The following is a 17,816-nucleotide window of genomic DNA, read 5'->3' on the forward strand; positions in this document are numbered from 1 at the left end:
CCGCGCCACGCCATGCGCGGACCCGGCTTCCCCCCTTCGGTTGCACCGCCAGGAGTCCTGAAGCCGCGCACGCGAGCTTTCACGCCTCGCTGACCGCTTCGGCCTCCGACGCCTGAACGCTCGCCACGAAGCGCTCGGCGCTCGCGGCATCCACGCGATGAATGCGCGCCATCTCGCGCGCGATGTCACCGGGGCTGTCGCCCATGCGCAGCTGCATGCGGATGTTGTGCTCGAACGGCTGGAGCACGCGGGCCGCCTCCTCACCGGAGGCGGGCGGACGCGGGGCTTCGCGCGGCTTCATCTGCCCCAGCTCGCTCCTCGCGCGGAAGTAGTTCACGAGGTTCGAGAAGAGGAAGTACCACGTCATGCAGAACGAGATGGTCCCCCACCAGCCCAGCGTGACGTTGCGCAGGGTGTGGTGAAACAGGGCGCGATTGAGACAGCTCCGGCACAGCTCTCCCTCAGTCGAATACTCGCGGCGCATGAACAGCATGCCCACGTTGTGAGAGAGCCGAACGGGGGCCGCCGGTTCGGGGAGCAAGCAGGAGTCGCAGCGCATGTCCGCTCACCATAGCGCAGGACGCCTCGAAGACCTCCCCCGAGGCGCCCCTCCCTGAAGTCGCATCAGCGCTTCAGCTTGGAAAACGGATTGTTGAAGGGCTCCGGCTTCTTCTTGGCGTCTGGATTGCCTCCGGAGGCAATCGGCGCGGGCCGGCCAGGACCCGGCGCGTTCGGGCGCGAGGGGGGCGCACCGCGCGCGGCCGGACGCTCCGTCGTCACGCCCCGCGTCCCGTGCGCCCCACCCACCGCGGGCTTGCCCGAGGGCCCAGGCGTTCCGCCCTCCTGCACCGCGCGCACGGACAGCGCCAATCGCTTGCGCGCCAGGTCCACGGTGAGGACCTTCACCGTGAGCCGATCGCCCACCTTCACGACCTCGGACGGGTCCTTCACGAAGCGCGTGGAGATCTGCGACACGTGCACGAGCCCATCCTGGTGCACGCCCACGTCCACGAAGGCACCAAAGGCCGTGACGTTGGTCACCACGCCCTGGAGCACCATGCCCTCCTTCACGTCCTCCAGCGTGCGCAGGTCATCGCGCATCACCGGCGCCGTGAAGTCACCGCGAGGGTCCCGGCTCGGCTTCTCCAGCTCAGCGAGGATGTCCTGGAGCGTCGGCGCGCCCAGGTCCGCGCTCAGGTAGCGCTTGAGGTCCACCTGGCGCACGAGCCCCGCGTTGCCTACGAGCGCGGCCACGTCCACGCCCAGGTCCTTCGCCATGCGCTCCACCACGGGATAGCGCTCTGGATGCACGGCGCTCGAATCCAGGGGCTCGGGGCCCCGCACGCGCAGGAAGCCCGCGGCCTGCTCGAACGTCTTGGGGCCCATGCCGCTCACCTTGAGCAGCTCCCGGCGCGTGGTGAAGCGGCCCTTCGCCACCCGATGCGCCACCAGCTTCTTGGCCAGCGAGGGGCCCACGCCGGACACGTGCTCCAACAACTGCGGCGACGCGGTGTTCACGTCCACGCCCACCGCGTTCACGCACGAGTCCACCACCTCGCCCAACTTCTTCTTCAAGAGGCCCTGATCCACATCGTGCTGGTACTGGCCCACCCCGATGCTCTTTGGATCAATCTTCACCAGCTCGGCCAGCGGGTCTTGGAGTCGCCGCCCGATGGACACCGCGCCGCGCAGCGACACGTCCATCTCCGGGAACTCCTCACGCGCCACCTCGGAGGCCGAGTAGATGGACGCGCCCTGCTCACTCACCGACACCACGGAGACTTGCGAACCCATCGCCTTGAGCGTGTCGCGCACGAAGCCCTCCGCCTCGCGACTGCCGGTGCCGTTGCCCACCGCGATGAGCTCGGGCTTGTGCTTCTGCACCACCGCCGCCAGCACCTTCGCGGCCCGCGCGCGCTCATCCGCCGAGCGCTCGCTGTAGAGCGTGGCCACCTCCGCCACGCCGCCCGTGTTGTCCAACATCACCAGCTTGATGCCGGTGCGCAGGCCCGGGTCCAACGCGAGCACCGCGCGAGCCCCCGCCGGAGCAGCCAACAACAGATGGCGCAGGTTGTCCCCGAACACGCCGATGGCGCCCTTGTCCGCGCGGGCCTTGAGTTCGGCGCGCAGCTCAGACTCCAGCGAGGGGCCCATGAGCCGCTCCCATCCGTCCTCCACCGCCGCGCGCAGCTCGTCCGCGAAGAGGGACTGGGGCCGCGTCACCACGCGCCCGGACAAGAGGCCCTTCACCTCGTCGTCCGGCAGGGCGAGCTTCACCTTGAGCACGCCCTCCTCCTCGCCTCGCAGGAGCGCCAGCACGCGGTGCGAGGGGGCCTGGGACAGCGGCTCCTCGTGGCCGTAGTAGTTCTCGAACTTGGTCGTCTCGCCCTTCTTCGCGGACACCACGTCCGAGCACAGCGAGCCTTTGCGCGCGCACACCTCGCGGGCCTCGCGGCGAAGGACGGCGTCCTCGGTGACGCGCTCGGCGCAGATGTCGCGCGCGCCCGCCAGCGCCGCCGACAGGTCCTCCACGCCCTTGCCCGCATCCACGAACGGGCGCACGCGCGAGTCCCGGTCCTCTCCGCGCCGGCCCTCCTGCTTCCACAGCAGATCCGCCAGCGGCTCCAGCCCCTTCTCCCGCGCGATGGCCGCGCGCGTGCGCCGCTTGGGCTTGTACGGCAGATACAGGTCCTCCAACTCGGTGCGCGTGCGCGCCTGCTGGAGCGCCCGGGTCAGCTCGGGCGTCAGCTTCCCCTGCTCCTCGATGGTCCGCAGGATGGTCTCGCGCCGCGCGTCCAACTCCGCGCGCTCCGAGGCGCGATCGAGCAGGGTCTGAATCTGCACCTCGTCCAGTCCGCCGGTGGCCTCCTTGCGGTAACGCGCGATGAACGGAACGGTGGCCCCCTCGGCGCTCAGCGCGAGGGTGCGGTCAACCTGCTCGGGCGCGATGCCCAGCTCTCGGGACAGCTCTGCGGCGTAGGGATGCATGGCGTCGCGTTCTATACCCCGGGCCTCCCACACCGCCCAGAGCCCCGTCGTTGCGCGCGCCCGCCAGCCAACGCCCCGCCTCAGCGCGCGGGGACACCGCGCCACTCGGACCGCAGGAGGCCCCAGTGCTGTTGGTCGAACCGCTCGCCATCGTGCACCACGTGGGCGCGCAGCGTGCCCTCGTGGGTGAACCCCAACTTGCGCGCCACGGCCTGGGAGGCCGCGTTGTGCGAGAGCGTGTGCAACCACACGCGCTGCAAGAAGGGCAGCGCGAACAGCCGCTCCAACATCAGCCCCACCGCGCGCGTGCAGACGCCCTGCCCCTGGTGCGCCTCCGAAATCATGTACCCGATGACCACGCGGCCATGGGTCCGGGACAGCTCGCGCGCGGACACGGTGCCGGCCAGCTGGCCCTGCACCTCCACCATCCAACGGAAGCTCTTCGCCTGGGGCTGCGTCACCTCGCCGCTCGCCTCCATGAGCCGCTTGAGCAGCGACTCGCGCGAGTCCTCCTCGGAAGAGACGAAGCGCCGCGAGGTGGGCTCGGCGCGCAGGGCCAACCAGAAGTCCAGATGCTCGGGCAGCACTCGGACCAAGCGGATGTCGGCAGGAGGCATGACGTCCCCACGGAATAGACCCGCGCGTACAGGCGAGGGCCGCGCCGGGAGGCATCCTGCCACCTCCCCACGCGGCCCTCACGTTCACTCCACCCGAGAGGGCGCGCCGCGACTCAGACGGCCTGGATGTCGCCCGCCTTCACGCGGAACGTCTTGCTGAAGGCCTTGGTGGACAGCTCCTCCGGGGACCGCTTGGAGTAGTCCTTGTTCACCTCGGAGCCCGGGATGAGGTGGAACGTGGCGAGCGCCTCGTCGCCCTTCACCTCCAACACCACGAAGCCGTTGGCGTCGCCCTCGGCGAAGCGCAGGTTGGGGTTGGCGCTCTGGAGCGTCTTCTCCATCTCCGTGATGACGTAGCGGTACACGGACGAGCCCTCGCTGTAGCCCGCGGCCATGACCGCCAGGCCCGCCAGCCCCTTGATGGAGCTGGAGGTGATGGCCGGCGTCGTCAGCGTGGGGACGCCCTCCTCCACCGACGCGAACGAGGCGTGGATGTCGCCGGAGATGAACAGCGCGTTGTTGACGCTCTGCTTGAGGCTGCCGAGCAGCATCTTCTTCTTGGTGGGGAAGCCGTCCCACTGGTCCGCGCAGAAGTAGAAGCGCTGGCGCAGCGTCGGGTCCGCCACGTCCGCCTTGTCGCGCAGGTCCCAGATGAGCGCCGACAGCGACGTGGAGCTGACGACAATCTTCCAGGTCTGCGACGCCTCGCGCACCGTCTGCTGGAACCACGTCTCCTGCGCGGCGCCGAGGACGTTCTCGCTGGCTCCCTGGGAGGCCTGGAACTTCACCGCCGAGTACAGGTCGAACGTGTCCTTCACCACCACGTAGCGCGAGCCCTGGATGTTGAAGAGCGAGCTCTTGCCCATGTGCACGAACGCCACGCCGCGCGGCTTGCCCACCGGCGACACCACCAGCGCCGAGGCCCCCGCCTGCTGCAGCACCTGGTTGACGTAGAAGAGCGACACATTGCCCTTCACCCACGTCACGGCCTTCTCGCTGGCGGCGGCCTGGCTCAGGCCCGCCTTCTGAGCTTGGGCCACATAGACCTGCTGGAGCACCGTCTTCTGCTGCGCGTAGCCCGCGTCATCGATGTTCACGTACGCGAACGTGTCCGACTGGAAGGCCTGCTTCACCGGATCCGGCTGCGAGGCCAGCACCGCCGTCAGCGTCGCCTGGTCCACCGCCACCGCCGCCGGGTACGCGTCCTCGGGGATGATGTGGTCCGGGCGGAAGGTGCGGTAGTCGAGCACCACCAGCTTCACGTTCCGGCCGTAGTCGAACGAGCGGTAGATGTGCGTGTCCGGGTAGCGGGGAATGGCGCCCACGTCGATGGCGCCGTCGTTGCCCGTGGACAGGTCCAGCGGGATGTACTCGAAGAAGGCCTGCTCCGAGTTGCGCTTGCGCGCCTCCGAGTTCTCGTCCGTCTTGCCGTCCTCGTACGTGGCGTGGGAACCCCAGCTGTCGTCAGAGAACTCGTGGTCGTCCCAGATGACGATGAACGGATAGCGCTCATGCACCGCCTGCAGCTGCTTGTCCGAGCGGAACGTCTTGTACAGGTCCCGGTAGTTGGACACCGAGTTGGCCGCGAGGAACGCCGTGACCCCGGAGCCCTGCGGCAGCGCGCTCGCGGGCTCGCTGAAGATGACCGAGCGCCCTGCCCCGGACTGGAACGACTGGTCGCCCGTCGTCTCGTAGATGTAGTCCCCGAGGAAGACGACGAAGTCCAGGTCCTCGTTGAGCTGAACCAGGCGCTGCCAGGTGTTGTAGTAGCGGCCAATGAAGTCCTGGCAGCTGGCGAAGGCGAACTTCACCGCCACGTCGTCGCCCGCCGCGGGCGCCGTCTTGGTCCGGCCCGTGTTGGTGGTGTACCGCTTGCCGTCCTTCTCGTAGGTGAAGCGGTAATAGTACGGGGTGCGCGCCGACAGGTTCGTCACCTTGACGCTGAGGGTGTTGTCCGTCGCGGCCCGCGCCGTCAGGTCCTTCTTGTCCAACACCAGCGCGCTGAAGTCGTCGCGCGTGGACACCTCCAGGCGCACCGTCAGGTCCGCACCCACCTTGTCCGGATCCACCGCGCGCACCCACAGCACCACGCTGTCCGGGCGAGGATCTCCCGAGCACACCGACTGTGGGAAGTAGCGCCCGCCCTGGTCCGTGGGCGTGTCTTCGTCAGAGCAACCAAAGGTCGTGCTCGCGGCAACCGCGACCACGGCCTGCAAGAACGTTCGGCGTTTGAGGGTGTCGAACACGGCAAGGCTCCGCTTCACTTGGGGGTGTGGGGTGACAGACCCGCGGAGTCTATGGCCGCCCACGCTCCCGCAAGAAACAGCGCAGTGCTGTCCCTGTCACTGACTGGACGCGTCAGATACGCCGAGCCGCAGACCGCGTCTCACGAGGGGAGTACCGAAAGGAAAGGGGCTGTCCATCCGAGGACGGACAGCCCCTGCGGTGCTTCCCGCGCGCCCGAAAAGCGAGCGAGCGCGGTGGCTACTTCACGGCCTTCACGCGGGGACGCTTCTCGCCGTCGGCGGCGGGCTCCGCGGCCTCGGCCGGCGTGGCGGCGGGACCGCCCTTGGTGATGCCGTACTTCTCCAAGACCCGCGCCTCGATCTCGCGCTGAATCTCGGGGTGCTCGCGCAGGTAGTCCTTCGCGTTCTCACGCCCCTGCCCGATGCGCTCGCCCTTGAAGGAGAACCAGCTGCCGCTCTTCTCGATGATGTTGTCGTTCGAGGCCAGGTCGATGAGGTCGCCCTCACGCGAGATGCCCGAGCCGTACATGATGTCGAACTCCACTTCCTTGAAGGGAGGCGCCACCTTGTTCTTCACCACCTTCACGCGGGTGCGGCTGCCCACCACGTTCTCGCCATTCTTGATGGCGCCCACGCGGCGGATGTCCAGGCGCTGCGACGCGTAGAACTTCAGCGCGTTGCCGCCCGTGGTCGTCTCGGGGTTGCCGAACATCACGCCAATCTTCATGCGGATCTGGTTGATGAAGATGACGCACGTCTGGCTCTTGGCGATGGTGCCCGTGAGCTTGCGCAGGGCCTGGCTCATCAGACGGGCCTGCACGCCCATGTGCGCATCGCCCATCTCACCCTCGAGCTCCGCCTTCGGCACGAGCGCGGCCACCGAGTCCACCACCAGCACGTCGATGGCGCCCGAGCGCACCAGCATCTCGGCGATCTCCAACCCCTGCTCACCGGTGTCCGGCTGGCTGAGCAGCAGGTCATCCGTGCGCACCCCCAGCTTGCGCGCGTAGCCCACGTCCAGCGCGTGCTCGGCGTCCACGTAGCCGCAGATGCCTCCGCGCTTCTGGGCCTCCGCGACGATGTGCAGACACAGCGTCGTCTTGCCGGAGGACTCCGGACCGAAGATCTCGACGATGCGGCCCTTGGGCACGCCGCCCACGCCCAGAGCGATGTCCAGGGAGATCGAACCCGTGGAGACGGCCTGGACGTCGCGCAGCAGCGGCTCGTCCTTGCCCAGCCGCATGATGGAGCCCTTACCGAACTGCCGCTCCACCGCGGACATCGCCAGCTCGATCGCCTTTTCCTTCTCCTGATTCACAGACATTTCGTCGCTCCTTCGGCTTGGTAACGGCGGGCCACCCCGGCCCACCTGAACGCGCTTTTAGTTACGCGATGGGTAGACCCTAGTCCACCCCTCTGACATCCGTTCTGCGTCCTGTTCATCAGCTCTCGCGGTGGGCAAGCAGGACAACGGCCGCCAACCCCGCCAGCCCGGACAACCACCCGGCATCCACTGGGGTCATCAGCGACACCGAAACCCCCAACCCAGCCACGAGGACCAGGAGGGCCTGCGCCATCCGGTAGAGGAGGGCCTTGGGTGGGGCCTTGCTGAGCAACGCCAGGAGGACCAGCGACACTCCCCCCTGGAGCAGCGCCCACTCCGAGGGCGTGTCCACGATGAAGAGCTGGGACGCCATCTGGGCCGTCGCGCCCAGCCCCAGCAGCAGCAGTCCAGCCAGCCCCAGGCGATTGCGTCCCCCGCCCTGGGCTCTCAGGTGGGCCAGGTCCTCGGGGCTCACCTCCAGGGCGTAGGGGAAGCCCAGCGACAGGAGCCCCTCGACGGCGGCGGCGCGGCACGTCCGCCCCTTCTCATCCTCGAGGCCCGCCAGCCCCCCTCCCTCCAACAGCCCATGGAGAAGGTCCGCTGCCTCGCGCCCCTCCGCCTGCTTCACCACGTCTCCCATGAGCTGGTTGAGCTGTGAACAGAGCGCCGGGCGCCGAGACGACTCGGCATGGTGGGCCTCTTCCGCCAGCGCCCTCGCCTCCAGGGGTCGCGTCCCCAGGGGAACCGGCGCGGGCATCTGAGCCCGCTCGGATGGCGCCCAGGGCACGACCTCTGGGGCCGCGCTCTCCGAGGCCGCACCGTCCGAGAGCGGAGCCCCTTCCCCACGCTCCCAAGGCGACACGGGAGGCTGTATGCGCGAGCCGTCTGGCACGCGGGCACTGTACGCACGCCCCTGGCAGGGGTTCAAAGCCCACAGCCGCCCCTTGAACACCCCGATGGCATCGGAATGGCCCAGGGAATGGTCGGGGCTTAAACTGATTTACCGTGGATTCCAGCTCCTTCAGGTCCGTGGAGGTGCCCTCGCGCCGGTTCGGGCGCTATGTGCTGCGGGCGCGGCTGGGCGGCGGAGGCATGGCGGAGGTGTTCCTCGCGGACGCGCAGAACGCCCGGGGTGAGCCCTTCAGCGTGGCGCTCAAGCTGATGCGCAAGGACGTGTCGCCCGAGGCGTTCGCGGACGAGGCGGACCTGATGGGCCTGTTGCAGCACCCCAACCTGGTGCAGCGCCTGGAGGTGGGCGAGGCCTTTGGCCGGCCGTTCATCGCCATGGAGTTCCTGGTGGGAGGCGACCTGGGCGGGCTGCTGCGAGCGCTCCAGCGCCAGAGCCGTCCCCTGCCCCGAGCCATGGCGGTGCACGTGGCCATCGAGGTGCTGCGCGGGCTGGCCTACTTTCATCTGGCGCGCACGCGCAGCGGCCGGCCCTTGGAGCTGGTGCACGGCGACATCAACCCCGCCAACGTCTTCTTCTCCGCCGAGGGCGAGGTGAAGCTGGGCGACTTCGGCGTGGCGAAGGCGCACGGAGTGGAGGCCGTGGGCCCGGCGGATGGCGTCGCCGCGGGCAAGCTGCATTACCTCTCGCCCGAGCAGACGCGAGGCGAGCGCCTCACGCCCGCCTCGGACGTCTTCGCCGTGGGCATCATGCTCCATGAGCTGATCATCGGCGCCAACCCCTTCCGCCAACCCGGGGAGAGCGACCCGGAGGCGGTGATGGCCGCCATCCGCGCCGCGCGCTTCACCGCGCCAGACTGGCTGGACAAGCCCATGGCCGCCATCCTCCGCAAGGCGCTCGCGCCGGACCTCGGGGGCCGCTACCGCACCGCGGGGGAGCTGGCCGGAGCCCTCTTCACCTGGGCCCTGGACACCGACCAGAGCCCCTCGCGGCTCGACGTGCGCCACTGGCTGATGGCGGTGCTGGGCCTCATCGGTTGAAGAACGACGAAGCCCGGGCTCCCCTCGCGAGGAGGCCCGGGCCCCAGGACACCGAAGCGACCCGGCGCGCCGCTACTCCACCGTCACGCTCTTGGCGAGGTTGCGCGGCTGGTCCACGTCGTTCCCGCGCATCTCCGCCACGTGGTACGCGAGCAACTGGAGCGGGATGGTGGCCACCACCGGCGCGAGCAGCGCGCTGGCCGGCGGAATCCGGATGACGTGGTCGGCGAGCGTGCCCGCCTGCGCGTCGTCCTCGTCGATGATGGCGATGACCTTGCCGCCGCGCGCGCGCACTTCCTCGATGTTGCCGATGATCTTCTCGTACGCCACATGCGGCTGCTTGGGCGCGATGACGACCACGGGCATCTTCTCATCGATGAGCGCGATGGGGCCGTGCTTCATCTCGCCGCCCGCGTAGCCCTCCGCGTGGATGTAGGAGATCTCCTTGAGCTTGAGCGCGCCCTCCAGCGCCACCGGGTGCATGGGCCCGCGGCCGAGGAAGAGGAAGTCCTGGGCGGTCATGAACTCACGCGCGACCTTCTTCACCGCGGGCTCGCACTTGAGGACGTCCTCCACCATCTTCGGAATCTCAGCCAGGTGCGTCAGGTGCTCCTGCGCCGCCTTCACCGTGAGGGTGTTGCGCAGCCGGCCCAGCTTGACGGCCAGCATGTAGAGCATCACCAGCTGCGTGGTGAAGGCCTTGGTGGAGGCCACGCCAATCTCCGGGCCCGCGTTGGTGAGCACGGAGATGTCCGCCTCGCGGGTCATCGCGCTGCCCATCACGTTGCAGATGGCCATCGCGGTGGCGCCCAGGCCCTTGGCCTCCTTGAAGGCCGCCAGCGTGTCCGCCGTCTCGCCGGACTGGCTGATGGCGATGGCCAGGTGCGTGCTGTCCACGATGGGGTCGCGGTAGCGGAACTCGCTGGCCAGCTCCACCTCCACCGGCAGGCGCGCCAGCGACTCGATCATGTGCTTGCCGGCGACGCCCGAGTGCCAGGACGTGCCGCACGCCAGGATGGTCACCTTGGTGAGCGAGCGGACCTTCTCGGGGGTCAGGTTCCAGCCCTCGAAGTGGACGTCGCCCTCGGTCAGGAGCATCCGGCCGCGCAGCGTGTCCGCGATGGCGCGGGGCTGCTCCCAGATCTCCTTGTGCATGAAGTGCTTGTGGCCGCCCTTCTCCGCCATCATCGGCGTCCAGTCGATGCGCTTGGTGGAGCGGTTCGCCTTCTGGCCCTGGCGGTTGAAGATCTCCACGCCCGTGGCGGAGACGATGGCCAGGTCCCCCTCCTCCATGTAGACGAAGTCGCGGGTGTGCTCGAGCACCGCCGGCACGTCGCTGGCGACGAAGTTCTGCCCCTCGCCCAAGCCCAGCACCATCGGCGACGCGTTCTTCGTGCACACCAGCCGGTGCGGATCCGCCGAGGACACCACCGCCAGCGCGTACGTGCCCTTCACCTGCGCGATGGCCGCGCGCACCGCGTCCGGCAGGTCCTTGCCCTGCTCCTGCGCCTCGGAGATGAGGTGCGCGAACACCTCGGTGTCCGTCTCCGAGGAGAAGACGTGCCCGCGCGCGCGCAGCTGCTCCTTGAGCGCCAGGTGGTTCTCGATGATGCCGTTGTGGACCACCGCCACGTTCTTGTACGTGTGCGGGTGCGCGTTCTCGTCGGAGGGGCGCCCGTGCGTCGCCCACCGGGTGTGGCCAATGCCCGTCGTGCCCTGGGGCAGGTCCTGCCCGACGCGATTCTCCAGGTTCTTCAGCTTGCCCATGGCGCGGACGACGTTGAGCTGCTTGCCGCTCACCACCGCCACGCCCGCCGAGTCATACCCGCGATATTCGAGCTTCTTCAGCCCGGAAACGAGGATGGGGGCCGACTCCTTGTCACCGACGTATCCAACAATCCCGCACATGGTCAGTCCTCTCTCTCACGCCCTTACCCGCCGGAGCAATGCGCGGGGTTCCCGTTCATCCCGGGGGCAGTTCAGTGCCTGCCCCCCAAGCAAGAGCCGCGCCGCGTCAGCCCGTCTTCGCCGTCGGGGGGGTCTCCCCTCCTGGCTTCGCGGACTTGGACTGCCGCGCCTTCTTGGCCGCTACCCAACCTTCCTTCACGACCTGCGGCGCGCGTGACACAGCGAGGCTCCCCGGTGGCACATTTTTCGTCACGGTGGTGCCCGCCCCCACGTAGGCCCCGTCACCCACCTTCACCGGCGCGACGAGCTGGCTGTCCGAGCCGATGAACACGCCGTCACCCAATTCGGTGAGGTGCTTGTTCACGCCGTCGTAGTTGCAGGTGATGGTTCCCGCCCCGACGTTGCATCCCGAGCCGATGTTCGCATCGCCCAGGTACGCCAGGTGGTTGGCCTTGGAGCCTCGGCCGATGCGCGCCTTCTTCGTCTCCACGAAGTTGCCCAGATGCACGTCCTCGGCCAGCTCCGTGCCCGGACGCAGGCGAGCGAACGGGCCGATGATGCACCGGCCGCCCACCACCGCATCCTCCAGCACCGAGTAGGGCTTGAGCGTCGTGCCGTCCGCCACCTGCGAGGCCGTCAGCACGCAGCCCTGCCCGATGGTGACGTCGCGCCCCACCACGGTGCCCGCGGCGAGCGTCACCTGCGGCCCCAGCTCCGTGTCCGGCCCGATGCGCACGCCCTCCTCGATGAAGGTCGAGGCGGGGTCCATCAGCGTCACGCCCGCGCGCATGTGCTGCTCGTTGATGCGCTGCTGGAGCACGCGCGCCCGAGCTGCCAGCTCCACGCGGTCGTTGACGCCCGCGGTCTCGGTGGCGTCCACGTCCACGGTGCCCACCGGCCCGCGCTTCGCGGCCATCTCCACCAGGTCCGTGAGGTAGTACTCGCCCTGCGCGTTCACCGGCTGGATGTCCGCCAGCGCGGTCCACAGGAAGTCCGCGTCCACCGAGTAGATGCCCGCGTTGCACTCGCGCACCTGCCGCTGCGCCGGAGTGCAGTCCTTGTGCTCCACGATGCGCGCGACCTTGCCGCCCTCGCGGATGACCCGGCCGTAGCCCGTGGGGTCCTCCAGCGTGGTGGACACCATGGCCAGCACGCCCCCCGCGCGGTCATGCGCGGCGAGCAGCGCCTCCAGCGTCTCGCGGCGCAGGAGCGGCACGTCGCCGTAGAGGATGAGGACGCGGCCGGAGTGGCCCGTCATCGCCCCCTGCGCCGACTTGACCGCGTCCGCCGTGCCCCGCTGCTCCTTCTGGAGCGCGAAGCGCAGGGGCGCGTCCGGGAAGTGGGCGCGGATGGACTTCTCCACCTCGGCCGCCTGATGGCCGACCACGGGCACCACGGGAGAGGCGCCCAGGTCCAGGGCTCGCTTCAAGGGATAAGCGCAGAGGGGCAGGCCCAGGATGGGATGAAGGACCTTCGCCTTCTCCGACTTCATCCGGGTGCCCTTGCCCGCGCACAACACCACCGCCGCCAGAGCTGTCATGCGGCGCAGGATTAGGGACAGCCGATCACCCCGTCAACCGCGCGCTGGGGGAGGGGAGCGAGTCTTGCCCCCCTCATGTGTCTGCGCGCGAACGGCCACGCTCAGCGCGTTGCACAGGATGGTGATTCCAAAGCAAGGCCGCAGGAACGTCGTCACCCGTGATGCTCCGGAAGCTGCCGGTGCCTTCGGCTTTTCCGGTATGGACGGCGTGCTCATGCACTCCTCCGTTCGCGGCGCATACGGGTGTTATGATGCACCCTCCCAGAAAACGTTCCAAGAGGAATAGTGTCGTCCCACTGAAACCGTGGTGGGCACCGCACACTTCGTACATAGGGAAGGGGCCGAAGTTCTACCGGGGCGACCCATTTCCCGCCTTCAGGGTGGGACTTCCGTTCACCGGGTAACACGCCACCCCGAAATCCGGGGGCTGGGGCCCGAAATCACCCACCGCCAGGAGGAGGCACAGTGAGGCACGAGCGCGTAGGACGTGGAAGCGGGACCTGGGCACGGGGGCTGGCGCTGGCGGTGGTGCTCGTGTCCGCCGCGGCCTGGGCGGCTCGGCCCTATCGCGGCGGCGCGGTGGCCACGGCCTACCCCCCCGCGAGCGCCGCGGCCTTGCAGATGCTGGAGCGCGGCGGCAACGCGGTGGACGCGGCGGTGGCGGCGGCCTTCGTGGCGGCCGTGGTGGGCCCCTACCACTCGGGCGTGGGCGGTGGCGGGTTCGCCCTCGTGCACGACGCGAAGTCCGGCCAGACGCGCGCGCTCGACTTCCGCGAGGTGGCGCCCAAGGGGGCCTCGCGCGACATGTACGTGAAGGATGGGCGGCTGGTGCCGGGCCTCTCCACGGATGGAGCGCTGAGCGTGGCCGTCCCGGGCGCGGTGGCCGGCTACCTGGAGCTGCTCTCGGCGCACGGGAAGTTGAAGCCCTCCGTGGTGCTCGCACCCGCCATCCGGTTGGCGCGCGAGGGCTTCTGGGTGACGCCCAAGTACCAGCAGATGGCCACCGGCCGGCTCCAGTGTCTGCGCAAGGACCCCGAGGCCGCGCGCATCTTCCTCGCGCCCAACGCCCAGGGCGAACTGGACGTGCCGCCCATCGGCTACCTCGTGAAGCAGCCGGACCTGGCGCGCACCCTGACCCAGCTGACCAAGGCGGGCGCGAAGGCATTCTACACGGGCCCCGTGGCGCAGGCCCTGGTGAAGACGGTGAAGGACAACGGCGGCGTGCTCACGGCCGAGGACCTGGCCGGCTATCAGACGCGTCAGGCCACGCCACTGGAGGCCGCGTACCGAGGCCACCGCGTGCTCACCATGCCGCCGCCCAGCGCTGGCGGGCTGGCGGTGCTCCAGGTGCTGGGCATGATGGAGCAGCTGCGGCCCCAGGGCGTCCCCTACCGAGACGCGGACTCGCTGCACCTCTACACCGAGGCCGTGAGGCGCGCGTACGTGGACCGCGCGAAGTACCTGGGCGACCCGGCCTTCGTGGAGGTGCCCCTGGCGCGGCTCGTGTCGCCGGGCCACATCGCGGACCTCGCGGGGAGCATCGACCCGAAGAAGGCCACGCCGAGCGCGTCGCTCCTGCCTCCCGTGGCGGGCGCCGCCACCTCCACCCTCCCCGCCCAGGACGCCGGCCGGATGACGCCCGAGCCCGAGCGGAAGAACACCACGCACATCTCCGTCGTGGACAAGGACGGCAACGCCGTGGCGATGACGACCACCGTCAACTACAGCTTCGGCTCGTGCCTGGTGGCCAAGGGCACCGGCGTGCTGCTCAACGACGAGATGGACGACTTCGCCGCGCAGCCCGGCGTGCCCAACGCCTACGGACTGGTGACGGGCGAACCCAACGCCATCCAGCCCGGCAAGGTGCCGCTGTCCTCCATGTCCCCCACGTTCGTGTTCGCCAAGGACGACCCGAAGCGCATCCTGCTCGCGGTGGGCAGCCCCGGTGGCTCCACCATCCCCACCACCGTCATCCAGGTCATTGGCAACGTGGTGGACCAGGGCATGGACGTGACGCGCGCGGTGGCCGCCGGCCGACTCCATCACCAATACCTCCCGGACGAGCTGTGGGTGGACAAGTGGGGCCTGGAGCCCGCGACGCTGGCCGCGCTGGAGGCCAAGGGTCACCACATCCGCCGCGTGGACGCCTGGGGTGATGCCGAGGCGGTCTACAGCGACCCCCGCACGAACCTGCGCTACCCCGCGAGCGATCCCCGCAACGAGGGCGCCGCGCTGGGGCAGGATTGAAGTCCCCCCCGCCCGCGACGCCTGGAGGACGCGCCCGTGCCCGAGCCCCTGCCGCTCTTCGATGCGCACCTGCACCCCGAGGGCCTGAGCGATCAGGACCTGGAGTCGATGCGCTTCTTCGGCGTGGAGCGGGCGCTCGTCGTGGCCCACCACTTCCCGGAGCCCACGCCCAAGGGGCTCCGCGAGCACTTCGACCAGCTCGTCGAGCGCCAGCTCCCCCGCCTGGAGCGCCTGGGCATCCGCGCCTACGCGGCGCTCGGCGTCCATCCGCGCTGCATCCCTCGGCGCGGGCTGTCCGAGGTGCTCGGGCACCTGCCGGACTACTTCCAGGGCGGTCGCGTGGTGGCGCTGGGCGAGACAGGGCTGCACAACGGGGGCGAGGAAGAGGAGGAAGCCTTCCTCGAACAGCTCGCGCTGGCGCGGCGCCTCAAGCTGCGCGTGCTCGTGCACACCCCCACGCAGGACAAGGAGCGCACCACGCGCCGCATCCTCACGTTGCTGCGCCAGTCCGGCGTGCTGGCCTCGCGGGTGTTGGTGGACCACGCCAACGCGCGCACCGTGCGCACCATCCTCGAGGTGGGGCACTGGGCGGGCCTCACGCTGCACCCCGATGAGCTTCGCGCCGAGCGCGCGGTGTCCGTGGTGCGGCGGCTGGGCAGCGAACGTCTGGTGTTGAACTCCGACGCGGGCGATGGCGCGGGGGACATCCTCGGGCTGGCGCGCGTGGCGAACCTGCTCGCCAAGGCCAGGCTCTCCGAGCGCATCGTCCGCCGCGTCGCGCGCGAGAACGCCGAGCGCTTCCTGCAGGTTCACGACTGACGCGGAACGTGCCCGCAACCCAAGGAAACGCCCGCTCCGCGTCCCCTTAGAGGTGCGGACCGCGCGTCCGCCCCCCAACTTTCCGGCGCCCCTCGACGAGTCTCCATGCGTTTCACCCTCGCCGCCGTCACGGCCTCCGCGCTCGTGGCCTGCACCCACGCCTCGACGGTGTCTCTCCCGAGCCCGACGCGGGCTCCCGTCCCGAACGCGGGACGCACGCTCTCCGAGCCCCCGGCTGCCTTCCTGGCGGGCTGCCAGCAGGACATCCAGCGCGCGCGCGCCTTGCTCGCGCAGCTCCAACGCCAGCCCGCGCCGCGCGAGCCGCTCGCCACGCTGACGACGTATGACGACGCGCTGACCCTGCTCAACGACGCCGTGTCGCGCGCGACCATCGGCACCAACGTCCACCCCGACGCGGCGTTTCGAAAGGCCGCCACCGAGTGCGAACAACGCGCGGAGCGGGAGCTCACGGACCTGTCGCTCGACCGAGGCCTGCATGACGTGCTCGCCTCGCTCGACATGTCGGGGCAGGCGGAGGGCGCGCGCCGCTGGGTGGCGCTGCAGCTCAAGGACTTCCGCCGCGCGGGCGTGGACCGCGACGAGGGCACGCGACAGGCGGTCCGCGTGCTCCAAGCGGAGCTGGTGCGCTGGGGACAGGAGTTCGTCCAGCACATCCGCGAGGACACCCGCGGAGTGCTGCTGTCGCCCGAGGAGCTGGATGGACTGCCCGAGGACTACGTGCGCGCGCATCCGCCGGGCCCCGATGGCCGCGTGCGCATCACCTCCGAGACCGCGGACTCCATCCCCGTGCTCACCTACTCGCGCAGCGCCCGAGCGCGAGAGGCCGTGTGGCGCGCGGGGCTCCAGCGCGGCCATCCAGCCAACGTGGACACGCTGAAGCGGCTGCTCACCGCCCGCCATGAGCTGGCCACCACGCTGGGCTATCCCCACTGGGCCGCCTACACCATCGAGCCGATGATGATGCGCACGCCCGAGGCCGTGGCGGACTTCATCGACCGGCTCGCGGCCTCCACCCAGGAGCAGGCCCGCGCGGACACCGCCGCGCTGCTGGCCATCAAGCGACTCGACACGCCCGACGCCACGCGCGTGGACCCGTGGGACGAGCGCTACTTGAACGACCAGGTCCGCGCGCGGCTGTACGACTTCGACTCGCGGACCCTGCTGCCCTACTTCGAGTACACGCGCGTGAAGCAAGGCGTGTTGGACCTCACCGCGCAGCTGTTCGGCCTGTCGTACCGCCGCATCCCGGACGCGCCCGTGTGGCATCCCGACGTCGAGGCCTACGACGTGTACGAAGGCGCCGAGCGCCTGGGCCGCTTCTATCTGGACATGCGCGAGCGACCGGACAAGTACCCGGGCTCGGCGGAGTGGGACATGGCGGCGGGGCGAGAGGGCCGCTCACTGCCCGAGGCCGTGCTGACCTTCAACTTCGCGCGCGCTGGCAGCGAGCCCACCTTGCTGCGGCTCGGAGAGGTGAAGGCCTTCCTCCACGAGTTCGGCCACCTGCTCCACCATGTGCTGGGCAATCACTCGCGCTGGGCCGGCCTCTCCAGCACGTATACGGAACGCGACTTCGTGGAGGCGCCCTCCCAGCTCCTGGAGGAGTGGCTCTGGCGTCCCGAGTCGCTGCGCACGTTCGCGCGCCACTATCAGACGGGCGAGCCCATCCCCATTCCGCTGGTGGCGCGAATGAATCAGGCCACCGGCTTCGGCAAGGGCCTCTGGGTGCGCACGCAGCTGTTCTGCACGGCCCTCAGCCTGCGGCTGCACGAGCGAGATCCACGCGACCTGGACGTCGTCGCCCTGGAGCAGCAGATGCAGGAGAAGTACACGCCCTTCACCTACGCCGAGGGGACGTACTTCCACCTGTCCTTCGAGCACCTCGAGGGTTACGGCGCCACCTACTACACGTACCTGTGGTCGCTCCTGCTCGCGAAGGACCTCTTCACACCCTTCGAGCAGGAAGGGCTGATGAACCCCGCCACCGCGCTGCGTTACCGACGCACCGTATTGGCGCCCGGAGCGACGCGAGACGCCGCCGCGCTGCTCCATGACTTCCTCGGGCGCGACGCCAACGACGCTGCCTTCCTGCGCTGGCTGGACAACGGCTGAGCACGGGCGCGCCGAGCCTGTAAAGACGAAGGGCTCCCGGCTGTGAA

12 protein-coding genes are annotated in these 17,816 nt (G+C 69.6%); 4 read left to right on the forward strand and 8 right to left on the reverse strand.

Features of this window, described 5'->3' with window-relative positions; all coding sequences use genetic code 11:
- Positions 1 to 79: 79 nt before the first annotated feature.
- The 6 genes from KRR26_RS02135 to KRR26_RS02160 all read right to left on the reverse strand — a co-directional run bounded on the left by KRR26_RS02135 (position 80) and on the right by KRR26_RS02160 (position 7,932).
- Complete coding sequence (locus tag KRR26_RS02135) at positions 80 to 559, reverse strand: hypothetical protein (protein WP_217078992.1); 480 nt, start codon at positions 557 to 559, stop codon at positions 80 to 82.
- 65 nt (positions 560 to 624) lie between these two features.
- Positions 625 to 2,988, reverse strand: a complete 2,364-nt coding sequence (locus tag KRR26_RS02140; protein WP_120210330.1) for a Tex family protein — start codon at positions 2,986 to 2,988, stop codon at positions 625 to 627.
- A gap of 80 nt (positions 2,989 to 3,068) precedes the next feature.
- Positions 3,069 to 3,605, reverse strand: coding sequence for a GNAT family N-acetyltransferase (locus KRR26_RS02145; RefSeq protein ID WP_217078993.1), 537 nt, complete (start codon positions 3,603 to 3,605; stop codon positions 3,069 to 3,071).
- Positions 3,606 to 3,718: 113 nt separating this feature from the next.
- Positions 3,719 to 5,851, reverse strand: a complete 2,133-nt coding sequence (locus KRR26_RS02150; protein WP_120210328.1) for an alkaline phosphatase D family protein — start codon at positions 5,849 to 5,851, stop codon at positions 3,719 to 3,721.
- Positions 5,852 to 6,089: 238 nt separating this feature from the next.
- Positions 6,090 to 7,175 carry a recombinase RecA gene (gene recA / locus KRR26_RS02155; protein WP_120210327.1) on the reverse strand — a complete coding sequence of 362 codons (1,086 nt, stop codon included), beginning with the start codon at positions 7,173 to 7,175 and terminating at the stop codon, positions 6,090 to 6,092.
- 118 nt (positions 7,176 to 7,293) lie between these two features.
- On the reverse strand, positions 7,294 to 7,932 hold the full coding sequence (locus tag KRR26_RS02160; RefSeq protein WP_217078994.1) for a hypothetical protein: 639 nt from the start codon (positions 7,930 to 7,932) through the stop codon (positions 7,294 to 7,296).
- 248 nt (positions 7,933 to 8,180) lie between these two features.
- Here KRR26_RS02160 and KRR26_RS02165 point away from each other — a divergent pair, with 248 nt between their 5' ends.
- Positions 8,181 to 9,122, forward strand: a complete 942-nt coding sequence (locus KRR26_RS02165) for a serine/threonine-protein kinase (RefSeq protein ID WP_120210325.1) — start codon at positions 8,181 to 8,183, stop codon at positions 9,120 to 9,122.
- A 72-nt stretch (positions 9,123 to 9,194) separates the two neighbouring features.
- Here KRR26_RS02165 and glmS read toward each other — a convergent pair whose 3' ends face one another.
- Positions 9,195 to 11,030 carry a glutamine--fructose-6-phosphate transaminase (isomerizing) gene (gene glmS, locus KRR26_RS02170; RefSeq protein ID WP_120210324.1) on the reverse strand — a complete coding sequence of 612 codons (1,836 nt, stop codon included), beginning with the start codon at positions 11,028 to 11,030 and terminating at the stop codon, positions 9,195 to 9,197.
- Positions 11,031 to 11,136: 106 nt separating this feature from the next.
- Positions 11,137 to 12,582, reverse strand: a complete 1,446-nt coding sequence (gene glmU, locus KRR26_RS02175) for a bifunctional UDP-N-acetylglucosamine diphosphorylase/glucosamine-1-phosphate N-acetyltransferase GlmU (protein WP_407931704.1) — start codon at positions 12,580 to 12,582, stop codon at positions 11,137 to 11,139.
- A gap of 453 nt (positions 12,583 to 13,035) precedes the next feature.
- Between glmU and ggt the strand changes: the two genes are divergently transcribed.
- From ggt to KRR26_RS02190, 3 genes are all read left to right on the forward strand, one after another.
- Positions 13,036 to 14,817 carry a gamma-glutamyltransferase gene (gene ggt / locus KRR26_RS02180; RefSeq protein ID WP_217078996.1) on the forward strand — a complete coding sequence of 594 codons (1,782 nt, stop codon included), beginning with the start codon at positions 13,036 to 13,038 and terminating at the stop codon, positions 14,815 to 14,817.
- A 36-nt stretch (positions 14,818 to 14,853) separates the two neighbouring features.
- On the forward strand, positions 14,854 to 15,636 hold the full coding sequence (locus KRR26_RS02185; RefSeq protein WP_120210321.1) for a TatD family hydrolase: 783 nt from the start codon (positions 14,854 to 14,856) through the stop codon (positions 15,634 to 15,636).
- 105 nt (positions 15,637 to 15,741) lie between these two features.
- Positions 15,742 to 17,769, forward strand: coding sequence for a M3 family metallopeptidase (locus tag KRR26_RS02190; RefSeq protein ID WP_120210320.1), 2,028 nt, complete (start codon positions 15,742 to 15,744; stop codon positions 17,767 to 17,769).
- Positions 17,770 to 17,816 lie beyond the last annotated feature (47 nt).

This window comes from Citreicoccus inhibens (genome assembly GCF_019039035.1).
Classification (GTDB): domain Bacteria; phylum Myxococcota; class Myxococcia; order Myxococcales; family Myxococcaceae; genus Citreicoccus; species Citreicoccus inhibens.

What these genes read in the sequence shown, in the direction of transcription:
- KRR26_RS02135 (WP_217078992.1), bottom strand. Translation starts at nt 559, where the DNA reads ATGCGCTGCGACTCCTGCTTGCTCCCCGAACCGGCGGCCCCCGTTCGG.
- KRR26_RS02190 (WP_120210320.1), top strand. Translation starts at nt 15,742, where the DNA reads ATGCGTTTCACCCTCGCCGCCGTCACGGCCTCCGCGCTCGTGGCCTGC.
- KRR26_RS02145 (WP_217078993.1), bottom strand. Translation starts at nt 3,605, where the DNA reads ATGCCTCCTGCCGACATCCGCTTGGTCCGAGTGCTGCCCGAGCATCTG.
- KRR26_RS02140 (WP_120210330.1), bottom strand. Translation starts at nt 2,988, where the DNA reads ATGCATCCCTACGCCGCAGAGCTGTCCCGAGAGCTGGGCATCGCGCCC.
- KRR26_RS02160 (WP_217078994.1), bottom strand. Translation starts at nt 7,932, where the DNA reads ATGCCCGCGCCGGTTCCCCTGGGGACGCGACCCCTGGAGGCGAGGGCG.
- recA (WP_120210327.1), bottom strand. Translation starts at nt 7,175, where the DNA reads ATGTCTGTGAATCAGGAGAAGGAAAAGGCGATCGAGCTGGCGATGTCC.
- glmS (WP_120210324.1), bottom strand. Translation starts at nt 11,030, where the DNA reads ATGTGCGGGATTGTTGGATACGTCGGTGACAAGGAGTCGGCCCCCATC.